Raw genomic sequence first — 19,669 nt, forward strand, 5'->3', positions numbered from 1 at the left:
CTCTGGCACGAAGCGGCGGCAGCCGCCGTGGACGGGCGTCCGCGGCACGGGATCGGGATGCTCCCAGTGTGGGGCCCGACCGAATGCAAGTCTGTCCCGAAAGTTTCGTGAAAGTGTGCCGATTTGTACGCGATTGTCGGAGTGTGTCGTGCCGGACCCGCCGTCAACGCGCCGAAACATCCGGCCGGGCGACGGCCGGACTGCGTCATGTCGCATCCGGTGACCCCGTTTCCGGCCGCCGGCCGCGCGCGACAGATCGACGCGCCCGGCGGCCATGTCATCCCATGTCTCGCGCGTCGGCAATGCGCGCGCCGGCGCGGCAACCGCCCGTGACGCCCGCTAGTGCGCGGGCCTCCGGAATGACCACGAATCGTCAGACGTCGTTTCATCTGAATCCGCAATAGACTCAATATGGATTTATTGCGGATTAACACTTGCGTTTCACACCAGTCTATCTAGACTGGTCAAGTCAAAACGGTCGAATGCGTCATTTTTAGGAGACGATCACAATGCGCCTCACCATTCGGATTAATGGCAGCGATTCCGCAACCCGGCATGCCTTCGCGGTACTGTGGGTCGACACCGACGAAGGGCTGTGGTCGCGCGAGGCACATCAGGGCATCGATCTTCCGACCTGGGGCAAGGTCCGCGACGTCGAGGGCACGATGGCCCTCTGCGCGGCCGACAGCGGCAACGCCGTCTGCCAGTTGAAGGGGCTGTCGTTCGGTGCGATGCAGCGCGAACAGGGCCCCGCCGTACTCGCCGGCGATCACGCCGGTGCATGGCGGCTGCAGGAAGTCGATCGCTGCACGACCCAGCCGGAATACCGGGAATTCATTTCCGTCGCCCGCTAGCATTCATTGACGTAAATCGTCTGCGGTCTTCGGGTTTATTCCGGCATCAGTGATATTCATTGCGATATTCATTATTAACGACGCCCCTTTTCGGGGCGTTTTTCATTTTCTGGCATAAAGAAATAATCAGGAGCCGGGCAATTGATCGCGCTGCATCGACTGCCGCGATCGACCGGTGCCGGAATCCGCAGCCCCCGATCGACACGCGGCCGAGGTTCCGCCCGCGTCGCCTGCCGTGACGTCGACATCCCGCTTTCGCCGTTTTTTCCTCCCCGTTTCCGCGTGTGGCCGAGTCCCCGGTCAATGTTTTTCACGGGGCCGGAACACACTTTCCCCACACGGTGTTTACTCATTTATTACAATCGCATTATCCAGACTGATTTGCCGCCGTCGGGCGGCCCGAACCGGCCATTGCATGAGCGTGAAAAAGAAGACCCACCCCGCCGATCCCTACGCGGCCGCGACCAAGAATCCGATGCTCGCGTCGCGCCTGCCGATGTGGCGCTCGAGGTTCATCGTGATCATCGTGTTCCTCGCGTTCGCCGCACTGATCGCGCGGGCCTTCTGGGTGCAGGTCGCGAACCAGGATTTCTATGTCGGCCAGGGCCAGAAGCGCTACCAGCGCACGATCGAGCTCGACGCGATGCGCGGGCGCATCGTCGACCGCAACGGCGCGATGCTCGCGGTCAGCCTGTCGACCTATGAAATCTGGGCGAACCCGAAACAGGTCGCCGATACCGACTACCCGCAGATCGCGAAGGTGCTCGACATGCCGCTTGTCGAGGTGAAGCGGCGTCTCGGCAACGAGAAGACCTTCGTGCTGCTCAAGCGGCAGGTCGACGCCGATACCGCGGGCCGCCTCGACAAGCTCGCGATCGACGGCATCACGCAGATCGCCGATTCGAAGCGCTTCTACCCCGAAGGCGAATCGGCCGCGCACGTGGTCGGCTTCACGAACGTCGAGGACAAGGGCCAGGAAGGCGTCGAGCTTGCGGCGAATGCACGCCTGCAGGGCACGTCCGGGCAGCGCGAGGTGATCCGCGACCGGCTCGGGCGCATCGTGTCGGACACGCGCCCGCTCGTGCCCGCGCAGCACGGCGCGACGATCGAGCTGACGATCGACCGCCGGATCCAGCAGCTCGCGTACAGCCAGCTCAAGGCGGCCGTGATCGAGAACAACGCGGAGGCCGGCAGCGTCGTCGTGCTCGACGCGCAGAACGGCGAGATCCTTGCGCTCGCGAACTACCCGACCTTCGACCCGAACGACCGCGCCCGCCTGACCGGCCAGCAACTGCGCAACCGCGCGGTGATCGACACGTTCGAGCCGGGCTCGACGATCAAGCCGCTCGTCGTCGCGCTGTCGATCGACGAACGCAAGGTCACGCCGAACACGATCATCAACACGTCGCCGGGCACCTACAAGATCGGCCCGGCCGTGATTCACGACACGTCGAACCACGGGTCGCTGACGGTCGCGCAAGCGCTGCAGAAGTCGAGCAACGTCGCGCTCGCGAAGCTCGCGCTGAACCTGCCCGCCGAAACGATCTGGAACAAGTACCAGGAGTACGGGATCGGCCGCGCACCGGAACTGACGTTCCCGGGCGTCGCGTCGGGCCGGCTGCGCGGCTACAAGCGCTGGCGTCCGATCGAACAGGCGACGATGGCCTACGGCTACGGCCTGTCGATGTCGCTGCTGCAGATCGCGCAGACCTACACGGCCTACGCGGGCGACGGCACGCTGCACCCGGTGTCGCTGCTGAAGAACGGGACCGACCAGCAGACGATCGACGCGCATCGCGGCCACCGCGTGACGTCGCCGCAAACGGCCGCGTCGATCCGCTCGATGCTCGAGATGGCGGTCGGCGAAGGCGGCACGGGGCGCCGCGCGCGCGTCGACGGCTACCGGATCGGCGGCAAGACCGGTACCGCCCGCAAGCAGGTCGGTGCAACCTACGCGAAGGGCAAGTACCGCGCGCTGTTCGCGGGAATGGCGCCGATGAGCAACCCGCGCCTGATCGTCGCGGTGATGATCGACGAGCCGCGCGGCAAGGGCTACTACGGCGGCACGGTGGCCGGCCCGGTGTTCGCGTCGGTCACGAGCGGCTCGCTGCAGTTGCTCGGCGTGCCGCCCGATGCACCGGTCGAGCCCGAGAAGAATGCGCCGGCGAAGGCGGCTGCGCCGCAGAAGACGGTGGCAACGCCGAAGGCGGCGGCCGCGGCCACGACGGCTGCGGCGCAGAATCCGTCGGCACCGCTCAAGACGGCCGCGCAGGCCGGCACGGTCGCGCCGACGAAGGCTGCAGCCGCAAGCTGAAGAAGCCTCACGGGCGGCGCCGCATGCGCGTCGCCCTTCCGTTGCTTTCGTCCCACCTTCCAGGAACGCCCCGCACTATTCGAGCGTTTCCGCCGCGTCCCGCGCGGTGCGCGGCACGCAGCGCGATGCTGCACGGTCAATGCGCGGCCGCGAGCGGCTTCACCATCCGGCCGAGCACGTGCTCGGTCATCCCGCGCGCGAGTTCGGTCTCGCCCATGAACACGGTGCCGATTCCTTCGTGAGACAGCAGCGCGGCCTCGTCGCCGCTGTTCGTGCACAGCACGACCTCGAGCGTCGGGTTGAGCGTGCGCGAGATCTCGACGATCTGCCGCACGTCGAACACATCCGGCAGCGTGACGACCAGCATCCCGGCGCGCGCGATGTGCGCCTGCACGAGCACGATCGGCTCGATCGCGTCGCCCGACACGGCCGCGACGCCGTCCGCACGCAGTTTCTCGACGAGTTCGCGGTTCTGCTCGACGACGACGTACGCGATCCCGCGCTCGTCCAGCGCATGCGCGATCCGCGTGCCGACCTTGCCGTAGCCGACGATCACGACCTGCCCGGTCAGGTGCGTCTGCGGCGTCGACATCGGCAGCGCGGCGAGCGGGTCGTCGCGCGCCTCGAGCTTGCGCGCGAACGCCGAATGCTTGCGGATCCATGCGAGCGCCGGATCGATCATCGCGAACAGCAACGTATTCATCGCGATCGAGATCAGCGCGACCGCCAGAATCAGGCTCTGCCCCTCGGCCGACAGCAGTCCGAGCGCCCGGCCGAGCCCCGCGAGGATGAACGAGAATTCGCCGATCTGCGCGAGGCCCGCGCCGACCGTCAGCGCGGTGTTCAGCGGATAGCGGAACGCGATCACGAGCGCGACGGCCGCGAGCGTCTTGCCGACCAGCACGATCGCCGCGACCTCGATCACGTGCAGCGGCTCCTCGATCAGCACCTTCGGGTCGAACAGCATGCCGACCGAGATGAAGAACAGCACCGAGAACGCGTCGCGCAGCGGCAGCGTCTCGTCGGCCGCGCGCCGGCTGAATTCCGACTCGCGCATCATCATCCCGGCGAAGAACGCGCCGAGCGCGAACGATACGTCGAACAGCTTCGCCGCGCCGAACGCGATGCCGACCGCGGCCGCGATCATGCACAGCGTGAACAGCTCGCGCGAACCGGTGCGCGCGACGAGCCACAGAATGCGCGGGAACACGCGCTTGCCGACCACCAGCATCAGCGCGATGAACGCCGCGACCTTCAGCATCGTGACGCCGAGCGTGCCCCACACGCTGCCGCCGGCCGCATGGGTATCGCCGGGCGGCGTGCCGCCGAGCAGCCCCGCGACGGGCGGCAGCAGCACCAGCACGAGCACCATCACGAGATCCTCGACGACCAGCCAGCCGACCGCGATGCGCCCGTTGACCGACTCGACCAACCCACGCCCCTCGAGTGCGCGCAGCAGCACGACGGTACTCGCGACCGACAGCGCGAGCCCGAACACGAGCGCCGCGCCGAGGCTCCAGCCCCACGTGAGCGCGAGCCCGCCGCCCAACAGCGTCGCGACGGTGATCTGGACGACGGCGCCCGGCAGCGCGATCTTGCGCACCGCGAGCAGATCGCCGAGCGAAAAATGCAGGCCGACGCCGAACATCAGCAGCATCACGCCCACTTCGGCGAGCTGCTGCGCGAGCGACAGGTCGCCGACGAAACCGGGCGTGCCGGGGCCGATCACGATCCCGGCGAGCAGATAGCCGACGAGCGGCGGCATTTTCAGCAGCGACGCGAGGTAACCGAAGATCATCGCGAGACCGAAACCGGCCGCGAGCAACGCAATCAGGCTGACATCATGAGGCATCCCCCCTCCCAAGCTCTTGTAACTATTTAGTAAGGTTCAAGAGTGAAGGATAAGGGATGAGGCGGAAGAATGGCGTGCGGCCGCGAAAAATTCACGCGGCCGCGCGCCTTTGCGGGGTGCAACCCCGGCGCAACGACAGGCGGGGCCGGCGCCCCGCCGCCCGCGTCAGCGCGACGCTTGCGGGAACCGCGCGCCCGGCGGCGGTTCGGGCCGCGTCGACGGCACGCTCTTGCGCACCTTCGCGACCTGCGCGGCCGTCACCGGCGCGCCCGTGTTGCCCCAGCTCGTGCGCACGAAGTTCGACACGTCCGCGACGTCCTGGTCCGACAGGCGCCAGCCGAACGGCGGCATCGTGAAGGTCGACGGCGCGGTGTGCGTCCCCTGCAGCGCACTGCCTTCCAGCACGACGTGGATCAGCGAGGTCGGATCGTCGCCCTGCACGACCGGATTGCCGGCGAGCGCCGGGAACACGCGCGTGTAGCCATGGCCGTCGCTGCGGTGGCAGGCCATGCAGTTGTCGCGATAGACTGCCGCGCCCGGCTTGCTCGCGTCGCCCGTCTGCAGCGCCTTCGCGGCAGCGGCGTCGTACACGTGCGGCTGCTCGCCCTGCACGCGCGGCGGCAGTGTCTTCAGGTAGCGCGCGATCGCGTTCAGGTCGTCGTCGGTCATGTGCTGCATGCTGTGCCCGACCACGTCCGTCATCCCGCCGAATGCGGCCGTGCGCAGCGTGCGGCCCGTCTTCAGGAACTGCACGATCTCGGCGTCGTTCCACGTGCCGAGGCCCGTGCGCGGCTCGCCGCGCAGGCTCGTCGGCACCCAGCCGTCGATTGCCGCGCCGCCGGCCAGGAAGTCCGGGCCGTCCGCGTCGGTCAGCCCGCGCTCCTGCATCGTCGGCGCGCGCGGCGTGTGGCACGCGCCGCAATGGCCGAGACCCTGCACGAGATATGCGCCGCGCGCGACCACCGGATCGGTGTAAGGCGCCGCATCGAACGGCTTCGGCGTCGGCGCGAACATCTTGCGCCAGATGCCGAGCGGCCAGCGCATCGACAGCGGCCACACGATGTCGACCGCGCGGTTCTCGTGTTCGACGGGCGCGACGCCGTGCATGAAGTACGCGTACAGCGCCTTCATGTCGTCGTCGGTCAGGCGCGCATACGACGGGAACGGCATCGCCGGATACATCGTGTCGCCGTTCTTGCGCACGCCTTCGCGCACCGCACGCGTGAAGTCCTCGTAAGTCCAGCCGCCGAGGCCCGTCTTCGGGTCCGGCGTGATGTTCGTCGAGTAGATGCCGCCGATCGGCGTGTCGAACTTCAGCCCGCCCGCGAACGGCTTGCCGCCGTTCGCGGTGTGGCAAGCGATGCAGTCGCCGGCACGCGCGAGATATTCGCCGCGCTTGATCAGGTTCGCGTCGGCGGATCGAGGCGCGGGTGCGGCAGCCGCAGCGGAAGCCGCCGCAGGCGCTGCCGGCTGCGCAAATGCCGTCGTGCCCGCGAAGCCGAACGCGGCCCAGATGGCGCCGGCCGCCAGCGCGCGCGACACCCGGCGCGCGACGTCGTGGTTCATCGTCCTCATCATACGGTCACCAGCGGGGCAGGATTTTTCAGGTATTGCTCGCGGATCGCGCGTGCCGACCAGTAGGCCAGCGCCGCGATGATCCCGGTCGGGTTGTAGCCGATGCCCTGCGGCAGCGCCGATGCGCCCATCACGAACACGTTGTGCACGTCCCAGCACTGCAGGTAGCGGTTCAGCACGCTCGTCTTCGGGTCGGTGCCCATGATCGCGCCGCCGACGAGGTGGGTCGTCTGGTACTGGCGCGAATCGAAGTGCTTGCCGAACTCGCGCGTCGACACGCCGATCGCCTTCGGCCCCATCGCTTCCGCGATCTTCTTCATCTGCCCGGTCACGTACCGCGCCATCTTGATGTCGTTGTCCTTCCAGTCGAACGTCATCCGCAACAGCGGCTGGCCGTACGAATCGCGATAGGTCGGATCGAGGTCGAGATAGACGTCGCGGTACGACATGTTGGTGCCGTGCGCGTCCATCGAGATCGTGTGCGCGTAGTTGTCCTTGACGGCCTTCTTCCACGCGGAGCCCCACTGCGGCGTACCGGGCGGCGTCGCGATGCCGCTGATCGGCTTCACGCCGGCCTGGTTCACCCACAGCGGCGAGCCGCCGACGAAGCCGAGCGGGCCGTGGTCGAAGTTGTCCGCGTTGAAGTCGTCCACCGCGACGCCGTTGCCGCCCGCGCCGATGAACGGGTTCGTGTAGGTGTCCTTGTCGAAGAACGCCTTGATCGTCGACAGGTTCTGGTACGCGAAATTGCGGCCCACGACGCCCTCGCCCGAGATCGGGTCGTACGGCTTGCCGATGCCCGACAGCAGCAGCAGGTGCACGTTGTGGTACTGGAACGCGGCCACGATCACGAGATCGGCCGGCTGGTGCACTTCGCGCCCGGCCGGATCGACGTAGGTCACGCCCGTCGCGCGCTTCTTCGTGTCGTCGAGATCGACGCGCAGCACGTGGCACTTCGAGCGCAGCTCGAAGTTCGGCGCCTGCTTCAGCGCGGGCAGGATGTTCAGGTTCGGCGACGCCTTCGAGTACATGTAGCACGCGTAGCCGCTGCAGTAGCCGCAGAAGTTGCACGGCCCCATCTGCACGCCGTACGGGTTCGTGTACGGGCCCGACGTGTTCGCCGACGGCAGCCGGTACGGATGCAGGCCGAGCGACTTGGCTGCATCGGAGAAGCGCTGTGCCGAATACGTGTTCAACTGCGCGGGCAGCGGGAAGTTGTCGCTGCGGTTCGCTTCGAACACGTTGCCGTCGCCGACCACCTTGCCGCCGACCTTGTACGCCTGGCCCGACGTGCCGAACACCTTCTCGGCGAAGTCGAAGTGCGGCTCGAGCTCCTCGTAGGTCACGCCCGTATCCTGGATCGTCATCCCTTCGGGGATGAACTTCCTGCCGTAGCGCTCTTCATAGTGGCTGCGCAGGCGCAGCTCTTCCGGCGTGATCCGGAAATGCACGCCCGACCAGTGCAGCCCCGCGCCGCCGACGCCTTCGCCCGGCAGGAACGCGGCGAGCTGCCGGTACGGCAGCGCGGTGTCCTGCAGGCCGTGACGGATCGACACGGTCGTCTTCGACAGGTCGAGGAACAGCTTCTTGCGAATGTTGTAGGTCAGCTCGTCGATCGTGTTCGGATACGCGCCGTCCGGATAGGTGTCGCGATATTCGCCGCGCTCGAGCGCGACGACCTTCAGGCCTGCTTCGGTCAGTTCCTTCGCGAGGATCGCGCCGGTCCAGCCGAAGCCGACGATCACCGCATCGACGTGCGGCTTTTTCTCTGCGGCCATCAGCTGCGCTCCCCGTTGATCGAGACGGGCCCGTACGGATAGGGCTTGCCGCTCTGGTTGACGAAATCCATGAAGTCCGCGCGCGCGCCCGGAAAGCCGATCATCTTCCACGCGGCCATGTCGTGATTGCCGCCGTGCACCGGATCGCAGAAATAGCCTTCGCGCGTGTTCTGCAGCAACTGGCCGAAGAACACGCCGGGCGGCACGTCGTCGATCTGCGCGCCGCCTTTCTCCAGCGCGCCGAGCACGGTGTCGCGCGTCGTTGCATCGAGATCCGCGAACGCCTTGCCGTGCGCCTTTTCGCAAAAGCGGTTGACGGCCGCGATGCCGAGCCGGTAGATGTCGCGCGGCACCAGCTTCAACTGGTAGCCGAGCTCGGGCACGCCCTGCTGGAACGGCCCCTGCATGTACCACGTCGCGCCGTGCGCATACGGCGTCTCCATCTGGCGGTCGATGAATTCGGGCACGCCCGATTCGAGCGCGCCGGGGCCTTCGGCGTCGGCCGGGATCAGCCGGTCGACCGCGGCCTGGACGAACGCCCACTCCTTCGCATCGAAGAAGGTCGGCTTGTACGGGGCACGTTCGGCGCCGGACGATGCGGCGGGCGCGTTGCCGGCCGTCGTCGCGGACGGCGACGACGAACGCAGGTCGCAGCCGGCGACCGACGCGATCGGCACGAGCGCGACCGACGTGCGCAGGAAACGGCGGCGCGAGTTGGGTTTGTCAGGTGGCGTGGACATGGTCGGATGTTGATCGTTGGGGATCGGGGTCCGGACGCGCGCACTCCGCATGCGTCGTATCCGGTATGGCAGCCATGCCGCACGCGGCCAGCCGTCCTGTTCTTTCGTGTGCTGCGAACAACCTCGATGCGGGCGCCGGCCGCGCGATGCGCAGCGGCGACTTCATGCAGCCGCGCGGCGCGTCGGTTTCGGCAGCGCCGCACGGATCGACCTCTTATCGGGCCCTATCATCAGACAAATACCGCCTTTCTTCCGGTATCTGCCCCTCATCGCCATGACCCTGTTTCAACTTAGACGCCGCGTTTGCCGACGGCAAGCGAGACGTGCACGACCCTCTTTCGAGCACTGGGCGACGAGTGCCGCGAATTATATATGGAACCGGTTCCATTACGAGGGGGTTCGATGCAATTCAATGCATCGAAAATCGCAACAATCAAAAAATCAGGAAGCCGGAATGCGCAAGGATGGCGCAATGGCAGACGGATGAAGGCAGCGGACAGGCGTTTGTTCCGCGCTGGAGATGTCAGATGGCTGTCTCTGTCCAGCGACGCGGCACCGCGTGATGGCGTCGGCCGACATCCGGACAGCACGGGCAGTCGGCGCGCGCTACGGCGTGTCGGTGATGCTCGAGGTCGATGCGCCGCGCATGCACCTGCAGGACCACACGTTCCTTGTCGCCGAAAACGGCGTCTGGCTGACCGATGCCGTGCCGGCCGAATGCATCACGCCGATCGATACGCAGGCGGGCTGAATCGCCCGCCCGTCACCACGGCCAGAACATCGACGCGATCGACAGCGCCAGTGCCGCACACAGCGGCGAGTAACACAGCGAATCCATCCGCGCGAAACGCGACCCGCGAATCCGCTTGAAGAAGCCGACGTAACGGAAATCGCCGACGGCGCGCACCGCGAAGATCAGTGCGAACGCAACGACCGCGAACGCGATCGCATTGGGATACGCGTTGCGCCCCAGCCAGCCGGCACGCGCGGCCACCACGCACGCGCCGCCCAACAGCGCCGCCGCGACAGCAAGCGTGCCGATGGCGGTCGGCCGCAGCAGCGGCACGCCATCCTGTTCCGGAATCGCCGCACGCTTGCCGAGCCGCCCGCCCAACGCCCAGTAGGCATGTACGAGCGCGATCGCACAAAGCGTCGGCACGCTGAAATACGCACCGGTCATGTCGGTAGTGTCCTTGTCTTGTTGTTCTGCCGGAAGGACCCGGCACGCGGCCCCGGCCCGCGCCACGCATGACGATACCGAAACCCGGCATCGCGTGCATTGCGACGTCCGGTCGCAACCCGTCGCAGCGCATGGTGCGATGCAGTGCGCGCGACTACCGCACGGGCCGGCCGCTTGACTTCCCTTGGCGCGCTACTACCCTGTTATTCCAGTACTGCGGTCGGCATGCCGCTCGCACGACAACGATAACGAAGGCCATGGAGGCGACTCATGCTGATCGGTGTGCCGAAGGAGATCAAGAACCACGAATATCGCGTCGGCCTCACGCCGGCCAGCGCGCACGAACTCGTGCGGCACGGCCATCGCGTGCTCGTGCAGCGCGGCGCGGGCACCGCGATCGGCCTGCTCGACGACGACTACACGGCCGCCGGCGCGTCGCTTAGCGACGACGCCGACGAAGTCTTCGCGCGCGCCGACATGATCGTCAAGGTCAAGGAGCCGCAGCCGGCCGAATGCGCGATGCTGCGGCGCGGCCAGATCCTCTATACGTATCTGCATCTCGCGCCCGATCCCGGCCAGGCCGCCGCGCTCGTGGAATCCGGCGCGGTCTGCATCGCGTACGAAACCGTGACGGGTCCCGGCGGCGGCTTGCCGCTGCTCGCGCCGATGAGCGAAGTGGCCGGACGCATGTCGATCCAGGTCGCGGCAACCCACCTCGAAAGCCCGCGCGGCGGCCGCGGCCTGCTGATGGCCGGCGTACCCGGCGTGCCGGCCGCGCACGTCGTCGTGCTCGGCGCGGGTGTGGTGGGCACCGGTGCGCTGCAGATGGCGGTCGGCCTCGGCGCGCGCGTCACCGTGCTCGACAACAACGTGAACCGGTTGCGCCAGCTCGACCTCGTGTTCGCCAACCGGATCGCGACCGTCTGTTCGAATGCACATACGGTCGACGAAGCCGTGCGCGATGCCGACGTCGTGATCGGTGCGGTGCTCGTGCCGGGCGCATCGGCGCCGCGGCTCGTCACGCGCGACATGATCGCGACGATGCGCACGGGCGCGGTCGTCGTCGACGTCGCGATCGACCAGGGCGGCTGCTTCGAGACCTCGCATGCGACGACGCATGCGGACCCGACCTTCGTCGTCGACGGCGTCGTGCACTACTGCGTCGCGAACATGCCCGGCGCGGTCGCGCGCACGTCGACCTTCGCGCTGAACAACGCGACGCTCGGGCATGCGCTCGCGCTCGCCGACAAGGGCTGGAAGCAGGCCATGACCGACGATCCCCATCTGCGCGCGGGCCTCAACGTCTGCGACGGGCACATCACGTACGAAGCGGTCGCGCAGGCGCTCGGCCTGCCTTATGTGCCGGCGACTGGCGTGCTCGCATGACCCTGCCGGCATGACGTGAACGCGCGGCGGGCGGCATGACCCTGCCGGCCGCGCTCACGCGCCCTTCGACCGGTTCCGCTTCGTCCCGCTGCCCTTGCCCATCGTCCGTGCCAGCAACGGCCGCAGTTGCGCGAGCGTGCGCGTGTTCAGCACGTCGGGCCGCGTCAGCCAGCCGCGCCGTGCCTGATCGACGCCGTACGCGAGGTTGTCGAGTTCGCCGGCGCTGCATGCATCCGAGCCGATCGCGACCGGCACGCCGGCCTTCGCGGCCTCCCGGCACCAGATGTCGGGCAGATCGAGCCGCCGCGGCTGTGCATCGAGTTCGACGAAGCAGCCGCGCGCCGCGGCCTGCGCGATCACGCGCGGCACGTCGAGTTCGCATGCATCGCGCTCGCCGAGCACACGGCCGGTCGGGTGCGCGAGAATCGTGAAATGCGGATGGTCCATCGCGCGCAGCATGCGATCGGTCTGCGCGTCGCGCGACAGGTCGAAGCCGTCGCGTACCGCGCCGACCACGAGATCGAGCCGGCCGAGCATCGCATCGGGCACGTCGAGGCTGCCGTCCTCGTGAATGCCGGCTTCCACGCCCTTGAGCAGCACGAAATCGTCGAAAGACGCATTGACCCGATCGATCTCGTCGAGCTGCCGCGCGAGCCAGTCGAAATCGCTGCGCCTGCGGCCGGCGTTCGGCGCGCGGTCGGTCACGGCCAGATACGCGAGCCCGCGCGCACGGGCTGCCTCCGCCATCGCGCGCAGGCTGTCGCGGCCGGCCGACGCGTCGGTATGCGCATGCAGGTCGCCGTGGAGATGCTTGCGCTCGATCAGCGCCGGCAGCGTGCCGGCGCGCGACGCGTCGATCTCCCCGCGATTCTCGCGCAATTCGGGCGGCACCTCGTGCAGCCCGATGGCGGCGTAGACCGACGCCTCCGTGTCGCCGGCGATCCGCTCGTCGCCGCGAAACACGCCGTATTCGTTGATCTTCAACCCGCCGGCCTGGGCGATCCTGCGCAGTGCGATGTTGTGCGCCTTCGATCCCGTGAAATAGACGAGTGCCGCGCCGAACGCATCGGCATCGACGACGCGCAGGTCGACCTGCAACCCGCTCGCGAGCACGACGCTCGACTTCGTCTTGCCGTGCGCGAGCACGCGCGCCACGTCACCGTAGCCGACGAACGCATCGGCGACGGCGGCCGGGTCGCGTGCGGTGACGAGAATGTCGAGATCGCCGACGGTTTCGCGGCGACGGCGGAAACTGCCGGCCGGCACGGCGTTGCCGACGCCCGCGACCGCGCGCAGGCGGTCGAGCAACGGCATCAGCGATTGCGTGGCATCGGGCAGCAGGAAGCGTTGCGGTTCGCGCTGCAGGCGATCGTCGATCGCGTCGAGCAGATGGGCTTCGGTTTTCGCGCCGAAGCCCGGCAGTTCGCGTACGTGCCCGTTCTTCGCTTCGGCCCGCAGCTGTTCGAGCGAATCGACGTGCAGCGCATCATGCAGCGCCTTCACGCGTTTCGCGCCCAGCCCCGGCACGTCGAGCAACTCGACGATCGCGCCCGGCAACGCATGGCGCAGCGTTTGCTGCAGTTCGCAGGTGCCGGTCGCGGCGATCTCGCGCAGCTTCGACGCGAGATCGGCCCCGATCGACGGAATCTTGCCGAGATCGTCGCCGTGCGCGATCATCGTCGGGATATCGCGGCCGTAGTCGGCAATCGTCCGTGCAGCGTTGCGGTAGGCCCGCACGCGGAACGGATTGGCACCCTGGATCTCGAGCATGTCGGCGATCTCGGCGAACACGGCCGCGCACTCGGCATTGTGGATCGGCATGGTCGGCGTGGCTCCCTTCCACGTGGATGGCGCCGTGCGCCGGCGCGGCGGCGTCTGCGCGCCCGGCACCGCGTGTCAGAGCATGTCGACGCCGCGGGCGCACTGCCTTCATCGTACGCCCGCCGCGCAGCGCGCGCAGCGCCGTTGCGGCCGCGACGTCAGAGGGAGGCGCGCGGTGTCGTGGCGTATTGCCGCTCGTAGATCGACTGGCAATGCGTGCAGCGTTCGGCGCTCGGGCGCGCCAGCAGGCGCTCGTAGCCCACCGAGCCGTCGCAATCGATGCATTCGCCGTAGCTGCCGTCGCGCATCCGCTGCTGGGCGCGGCCGATTGCACGCAGTTCGGTCAGCTTCATGCCGATCAATGCATGATCGACGTCGACGAACAGATCCGCGTTCGCCTCGTCGCCCTCGTCGGGCGCCGCGCCGGCAAGGTCCGCATAGGATTCCGACGCGCGATGGTCCTCGCTCGTGCGGATCTCCGCACGCAGCGCCTGCTCGCTCTCGTTCAGCCGCTGTTTCAGCGTCTGCCATTGTTGTTGGTCGAGCGCCATGGCCGTGTCTCCTGTTCCGGGTTCCGCGCGAAAAAGTGCGGCGCGCGGTGTCGCGCCGGTGCGCGGCGCAAAGGCGTCACCGCCTGCGCCGCACGTCCGGGGGTGCGCCCGGCAGCACGAAGCGCAGGACGCATTCGACGCAGGATAAACCCATTGAACACGCGTGTGTTGACCCGAATCAGCTTGCCGGCCGCGCGCCCGAAAATCGGGGACGGACGCGAAAACGCGTCCACGCCGGTTTCGTCCGACGCAGACACTGCCGGTATCGATCGTGCCGTCGGGCCGGACGGCGTCAGCGCCCGTCAGGCATCGGCACGGACGATCTCGAGCAACGCGCGCGCCGAGCGCTGCCAGCTGTACTGCTGCGCATGCTCGCGGCCCATCGTGCGCAGCCGCGCACGCAGTTCGGGATCGTCCATCACGCGAGCGATCGACGCAGCGATATCCGGGGGCGAATAGGCATCGCAGAACAGCGCCGCCCCGCTGCAGACTTCCGGCAGCGAACCCTCGTGCGACACGATGACGGGGCAACCGCACCGCATCGCCTCGAGCGGCGGCAGGCCAAATCCTTCGTACAACGACGGAAAAACGAAGCATCCCGCGTGTTCGTACAGCGCCTTCAGCTCGCCGTCAGTCACATAACCGGCCCACGTGACGTACGGATCGTCTTCGCGCAGGCCAGCTTCACGCACACCGAATATCTTTGCATTGGCGCCGCCCGCGATCACGAAGCGCAACGTCGGGTGCGACGCCCGCATCAACGCGATCGCGGCCAGCGCGCGCACGAGATTCTTGCCTGGCGCGAGCGACCCGACGAACAGCACGTAGCCGTCCGTCTCGAGATCCAGGCGCGACAGCACACCGCGATCGGCATCGATCCGGTCGATATGGTCGACGGCACCCGGCACGACGGACAGGCGTGCCGGCGGCACGCCGAGCCGCGCGGCGAGCCGCGCCCGCGAAAAATGCGACACCGTCACGATATGGCGGGCGCGCCGCTTCAGGATCGAGAACGCGAAGCGGTACCACAGACGAAACGCGAGCGAATAGCCGGCCGGCAGATCGAAGATTGCCGCATCGTGGATCATCAGCAGCTGATCGCGCTTCGTCAGCGGGCCGATGTTGCACAAGCTCAGCAGCGTCCGGCCGCGTGTCGTGCGCGGCAGCGTCCATTGTTCCCACAGCGGGCCGCGCCGTCGCCCGCTGGTCTGCGACCGCACGCCGGCCGGCATCGCCGCCGGATCGTGATCGGACGGCACGACGAGCGACGGTTCGTCGCCGGCATTCGCGATGCGCGCGAGTTCGGCAGTCAGTTCGTATGCGGCGCGCTGGACGCCCGTCATGCGCTGCGCGGTGAATTTCCCGTTGATTGCGAGGCGGCGCAGCCGCACGGTGTGCGCGGCTGTGCCGACGCCCCGTTCCGCGCGCGCTTCCTGAAGTACCGGTGCGCTTCGCTCCCGAATCGACGTTGACATGATCGTGACTGTTCCGATGGCTGCGGCGCGACGAAGCGCCGCCGGACACTCCGCGGCGCGGAATGCTGATGTGCAGTCAGTGTGTCTGCCGCCGTCGTTCCGGTCGGTACGTTCGACCGCACAACGCACGGCTTTCCGGACGCTTCGCTATCCTCAGAAAGCGTTGCGCCCGATGAAGCCGCGTAGGATCGTCAGCAGGATGATCTTCATGTCGAACCAGAAGCTCCAGTTCTGCATGTAGAAGAGATCGAACTTCACGCGGGCCGCCATCGCCTCGACCTTGCGCGTCTCGCCGCGATAGCCGTTCACCTGCGCCCATCCGGTGATGCCCGGACGCACGCGATAGCGGTACATGTAGCAGTCGATCAGTTGCCGGTAGAGATCGTCGTGCTCGATCGCGTGCGGGCGCGGCCCGACGACCGACATCTGACCGAACAGCACGTTGAAGAACTGCGGCAGCTCGTCGAGCGACGTGCGCCGCAGGAACGCACCGACGCGCGTGATGCGCGCATCGTTGCGCGACGCCTGCCGCACGACGCCCGGCTGCGAGCGATGCACGCGCATCGTGCGGAACTTCAGGATGTCGAACTCGCGGCCGTCCACGCCCTTGCGGCGCTGCCTGAACAGCACGGGCCCCGGCGACGACAGCTTGACCGCGACCGCCAGCATCGACAGCAGCGGCAGCAACGGAATCAGCACGCCGAACGCGAACAGCCGGTCGAACGCGAACTTCGCCCACAGCTCCGGCGCGGAGCTCGGCGTGGTCGCGAGATTGATCGCCGGCATGCCGAGCACGTCGGTCGCGGAGCGATCGACGACCGCCATCTGCCGCACGTCGGGCAACAGCCTCAGTTCGACGAATTCGTCGCGCAACTCGCGCACGATGCGCTGGATCCGCCATTCGTGCGACATCGGCAGCGTGAGCCACACCTCGTCGATCTCGCCGCCGCGAATCATGTCGCGCAACGCGGTCCAGTCATCGATCACCGGCACGCCGCCGATGCCGCCCGCGGCGGCCGGCGCGTCGTCATCGAAGACGCACGCTGCCACGAAAGGGCCGTTCGGGGCGAGCTGCATCCGCTCGACCGCCACGCGCCCGTATGCCGTTGCGCCGACCACGGCAACACGGCGTTGCCGCGCCCGCGGGTCGTTGCGCGTCAGCACCCATGCCAGCAGCGCGGCACGGCCGAGCAGCAACGTCGCGTCGCCGGCCAGCACCGTGCGCACGATCCAGCGTGTCGTAACCGTGCCGCCGCGATTCATGATCCACATCGTGCCGGCCACCGTCAGCACGCTCGCGCAGACGACCGCCACCAGCGTCTGCGTCAGCACGTGCGCGCCGCCCTGCACCGCCACGCCGCCGCGCACGGTGCGCAGGTAGCGCGGCAGCAGCGCCACCGTCAGCACGCACAGCAGCGCGATCGCGCCGCGCTGCGCATCGGACAGCTCGCGCCACGCCAGGCCGGATGCCGCCTGTGCCGCAAGCGCCCCCGCCAGGACGAGCACGACGTCGACCGCCGCGATCGCGGCGCGCCGCATCGTATTCGTTCCACCGGACATCGACTGCATCGTTACGCACCATGTGCCGGGAATCCGCCACGCACCTCCGGCATGCGCGGGCGAAGCGGCGCCTGCCTCGTATTCCCGCGCGCCCCGAGCAAGCGGCGATAGTCGGCTCGAATCAGGTCGTAGCATTCACACGCGTGATGTTCGAGACCGTCGCGGTCGAGCACCGTGATGCGGCCGCGGCGCTGCCGGATCAGCCCGGCTTCCTGCAGGTTGCCGGCCGCCTCCGTCACGCCTTCGCGCCGCACGCCGAGCATGTTCGCGATCGTCTGCTGCGTGACGGGCAGTTCGTCGCCGTCGATGCGGTCGTGCGCGAGCAGCAGCCAGCGGCTCAACTGCTCGCTGACCGAGTGATGCCGGTTGCACAGCGCGCTGCGCGAAATCTGCGCCATCGTCGCCTGGCAGTAGTTGAGCAGCAGCCGGTACGTCTGCGGCGATCGCTCGAATTCGGCACGCATCACGCAGCTCGGCACGCGATACGCCATCCCGCCGATGCGCACCTCGACCCGGCTCGACGCCGCGACGCCGCCGACCAGCGTCCCGAGGCCGACCACGCCTTCGCGGCCGACCACCGCCACCTCGACCATCGCACCGTCTTCCATCAGGTGCTGCACCGACATCATCGACGTCGTCGGAAAATACAGATGGCGCATCGGCTCACCGACCCGGTCGAGCATCCCGGCCTTGATCCGGACCAGTTCCAGATGCGGTGCGATGGTGCGAATGCTGTCCTCCGGGAGGGCATCGAGGATGGCGTTCGCCGTGTAGCTCGAGTGAAGATGAAGCATGTCTGTATCCCTTTTATTGTCCGTGCCGCGTGCAGCCGCAAGCACGGAACTCGTTATCGCGATGCGCGCCCGGACGTTGACAGTGGTTGCGGCCCACAACCCTGATTCCGACTGGTCATCGGCTTGTTATCGCCGGATCGAGTCGACGTCCCGTTTCGACGCGCGAATTCGAATAAGCGATTTACGTGCCAATACCCGTCCATCCTTAATATATGAATCACGCTTGATTTAGATCGCCCGAATATTCGACCTCGCCACATAAAAAACGTCTCATTTCCGGACACTCTGCGGGCGACGGACACAGCCTGTGATTTGACTGATCAATTCAGATGTAAGGAATCGGGGCAATGGAATCGGAACCATGAGGCTTATCGTTCAAATACTTACAGCCGTTTTTCAATTGTTTCCGTGATGTCTCGGACGCCACTTCCCGGCGCTGCAGCGCCACACACGCTCGTTTGAAACTGTCTCAAAATTGAATCGGCACACGCACTTCCCGCTCTGTAACCCAACGCACATTTCGCACGCACACCATTGATTATTAATGACATTCAGGCGAGCCCCGTTTATTTGTCAAATAATGTTCAATGTCCGCCCGATGATTTTCGCGTACGATGCGCAGCGTCATCCGATTGATTCCCGATCCGCCCTGAATGTCCGATCCGGACAGCATTCCGTTTCCGAATGATTAATTCGACGCGAATGAATCATTAAATTCACATGAAGTTTCCGCTCGAGCAAAATCGTCAAACTTTGTGAAATGACGTAATGTGAAACTGATTGGATTCAATCGCGTGCTAGCCTTTTTACCGCATCGTCATTCGATTTTCGATGAACACAAGTCCGCACGATCGTGCTAATTCCCGTTTCCCCGGGATCGCCGCGACGACGCGCGACCGCCACCCTACGAGGATGTGCCGTGACCTTCCAGGCCAACGACGCCGTCGCCTACGCGAACGGCATGATCGAGCTTTCCCACAGCTTCGATGCCAACCGGTTTCTCGCGGCCATCGACCGCGACGAACTTGCCACGCTGGCGCCCCAGCTTCAGCTCGTCCACCTGAAATCGGGGCAAGTGCTGTGCGAACCCGGCGAGATGCTCACCGCGGTGTACCTCCCCGTCACGACGGCGATCTCGCTGCAGTACGTGTCGTCCGGCGGCATGACGCTGGAGGTTGCGGAGATCGGCAGCGAGAGCGTGGTCTGCGACGACGTGATCGGCGGCAGCGGCCGGATGCCGTGCCGTGCGGTGGCCTGCCGCGACGGCTTCGTCTACCGGCTCGACCGGCGCGTATTCTCCGCCGCGTTCGACGCATCGCCGATGATCCGCCATCTCGTGTTCGTCTGCGTGCGGCTGCTGATGGCGCAGGTGGCGCAGATCACGTTCTGCAGCCGGCATCACGTGCTGAAACATCAGTTATGCAGATGGTTCCTGCTGGCGTACGACCGTACGCGCAGCATCGAGATCCAGGTGACGCACAGCATGCTCGCGCAGATGCTCGGCGTGCGGCGCGAAACCGTCACAGATGCCGCGGGCGAGATCCAGAAGCTCGGCCTGATCCGTCAATACCGCAGCTCGATCGAGCTCGCCGACCTCGACGGCCTCGAAAAGATGTCGTGCGGCTGCCGCGCGATCGTGCGCGACGAAATGAAGCGCATTCTCTCCGCCGATTCCGGCGTGCCGGCCGCATCGCGCGCGTGATCGACGGAGCGGCCCGGCGCAGTGCCTCGGCGCCGCGAGCACACCAGGTCAGCGGTTTGTAGGGTGGCGAACAGAACGCCGTGCCTG

The 19,669-nt window shown here is 67.0% G+C and carries 15 protein-coding genes; 5 read left to right on the forward strand and 10 right to left on the reverse strand.

What is annotated here, in order from left to right; genetic code table 11:
• The first annotated feature begins 509 nt into the window (after nucleotides 1–509).
• Nucleotides 510–854, forward strand: a complete 345-nt coding sequence (locus AC5LXX_RS24525) for a DUF3564 family protein (RefSeq protein WP_493411311.1) — start codon at nucleotides 510–512, stop codon at nucleotides 852–854.
• Nucleotides 855–1,269: 415 nt separating this feature from the next.
• Nucleotides 1,270–3,168 carry a peptidoglycan D,D-transpeptidase FtsI family protein gene (locus AC5LXX_RS24530; RefSeq protein WP_493411312.1) on the forward strand — a complete coding sequence of 633 codons (1,899 nt, stop codon included), beginning with the start codon at nucleotides 1,270–1,272 and terminating at the stop codon, nucleotides 3,166–3,168.
• Nucleotides 3,169–3,304: 136 nt separating this feature from the next.
• On the opposite strand, the gene AC5LXX_RS24535 is transcribed toward AC5LXX_RS24530, so the two are convergent.
• From AC5LXX_RS24535 to AC5LXX_RS24550, 4 genes are all read right to left on the reverse strand, one after another.
• On the reverse strand, nucleotides 3,305–5,020 hold the full coding sequence (locus tag AC5LXX_RS24535; protein WP_493411313.1) for a cation:proton antiporter domain-containing protein: 1,716 nt from the start codon (nucleotides 5,018–5,020) through the stop codon (nucleotides 3,305–3,307).
• Nucleotides 5,021–5,185: 165 nt separating this feature from the next.
• Nucleotides 5,186–6,598, reverse strand: coding sequence for a c-type cytochrome (locus AC5LXX_RS24540; RefSeq protein WP_493411314.1), 1,413 nt, complete (start codon nucleotides 6,596–6,598; stop codon nucleotides 5,186–5,188).
• Nucleotides 6,595–8,373, reverse strand: a complete 1,779-nt coding sequence (locus AC5LXX_RS24545) for a GMC family oxidoreductase (RefSeq protein WP_493411315.1) — start codon at nucleotides 8,371–8,373, stop codon at nucleotides 6,595–6,597. Before AC5LXX_RS24545 ends, AC5LXX_RS24540 begins: the two co-directional genes overlap by 4 nt.
• The gene (locus AC5LXX_RS24550) at nucleotides 8,373–9,113 is read right to left on the reverse strand and encodes a gluconate 2-dehydrogenase subunit 3 family protein (RefSeq protein ID WP_493411316.1); all 741 of its coding nucleotides are present in this window, start codon (nucleotides 9,111–9,113) and stop codon (nucleotides 8,373–8,375) included. The genes AC5LXX_RS24545 and AC5LXX_RS24550 overlap by 1 nt, the downstream gene beginning before the upstream one ends.
• Before the next feature lie 562 nt (nucleotides 9,114–9,675).
• Here AC5LXX_RS24550 and AC5LXX_RS24555 point away from each other — a divergent pair.
• The gene (locus AC5LXX_RS24555; protein WP_493411317.1) at nucleotides 9,676–9,864 is read left to right on the forward strand and encodes a 2'-phosphotransferase; all 189 of its coding nucleotides are present in this window, start codon (nucleotides 9,676–9,678) and stop codon (nucleotides 9,862–9,864) included.
• Nucleotides 9,865–9,876: 12 nt separating this feature from the next.
• Here the strand turns inward: AC5LXX_RS24555 and AC5LXX_RS24560 are convergent, their stop codons facing one another.
• Nucleotides 9,877–10,293: a DUF3995 domain-containing protein gene (locus AC5LXX_RS24560; protein WP_493411318.1), complete on the reverse strand. Its 417-nt coding sequence runs from the start codon at nucleotides 10,291–10,293 to the stop codon at nucleotides 9,877–9,879.
• A 270-nt stretch (nucleotides 10,294–10,563) separates the two neighbouring features.
• Between AC5LXX_RS24560 and ald the strand changes: the two genes are divergently transcribed.
• On the forward strand, nucleotides 10,564–11,679 hold the full coding sequence (gene ald, locus AC5LXX_RS24565; RefSeq protein WP_493411319.1) for an alanine dehydrogenase: 1,116 nt from the start codon (nucleotides 10,564–10,566) through the stop codon (nucleotides 11,677–11,679).
• Nucleotides 11,680–11,733: 54 nt separating this feature from the next.
• On the opposite strand, the gene polX is transcribed toward ald, so the two are convergent.
• The 5 genes from polX to AC5LXX_RS24590 form a co-directional block, all read right to left on the reverse strand.
• Nucleotides 11,734–13,500: a DNA polymerase/3'-5' exonuclease PolX gene (polX, locus tag AC5LXX_RS24570; RefSeq protein WP_493411320.1), complete on the reverse strand. Its 1,767-nt coding sequence runs from the start codon at nucleotides 13,498–13,500 to the stop codon at nucleotides 11,734–11,736.
• Nucleotides 13,501–13,658: 158 nt separating this feature from the next.
• Nucleotides 13,659–14,051 (reverse strand): TraR/DksA family transcriptional regulator, encoded by a 393-nt coding sequence (locus AC5LXX_RS24575; protein WP_124447931.1) that lies wholly within the window; start codon nucleotides 14,049–14,051, stop codon nucleotides 13,659–13,661.
• Nucleotides 14,052–14,353: 302 nt separating this feature from the next.
• The gene (locus AC5LXX_RS24580) at nucleotides 14,354–15,526 is read right to left on the reverse strand and encodes a glycosyltransferase family 4 protein (protein WP_493411321.1); all 1,173 of its coding nucleotides are present in this window, start codon (nucleotides 15,524–15,526) and stop codon (nucleotides 14,354–14,356) included.
• Between the two features lie 153 nt (nucleotides 15,527–15,679).
• Nucleotides 15,680–17,086, reverse strand: coding sequence for an undecaprenyl-phosphate glucose phosphotransferase (locus AC5LXX_RS24585; protein ID WP_493411322.1), 1,407 nt, complete (start codon nucleotides 17,084–17,086; stop codon nucleotides 15,680–15,682).
• 11 nt (nucleotides 17,087–17,097) lie between these two features.
• Nucleotides 17,098–17,880, reverse strand: coding sequence for a Crp/Fnr family transcriptional regulator (locus AC5LXX_RS24590; protein ID WP_493411323.1), 783 nt, complete (start codon nucleotides 17,878–17,880; stop codon nucleotides 17,098–17,100).
• 919 nt (nucleotides 17,881–18,799) lie between these two features.
• Here AC5LXX_RS24590 and AC5LXX_RS24595 point away from each other — a divergent pair.
• Nucleotides 18,800–19,582, forward strand: coding sequence for a Crp/Fnr family transcriptional regulator (locus tag AC5LXX_RS24595; RefSeq protein ID WP_493411324.1), 783 nt, complete (start codon nucleotides 18,800–18,802; stop codon nucleotides 19,580–19,582).
• Nucleotides 19,583–19,669 lie beyond the last annotated feature (87 nt).

This window comes from Burkholderia torrens (assembly GCF_984668525.1).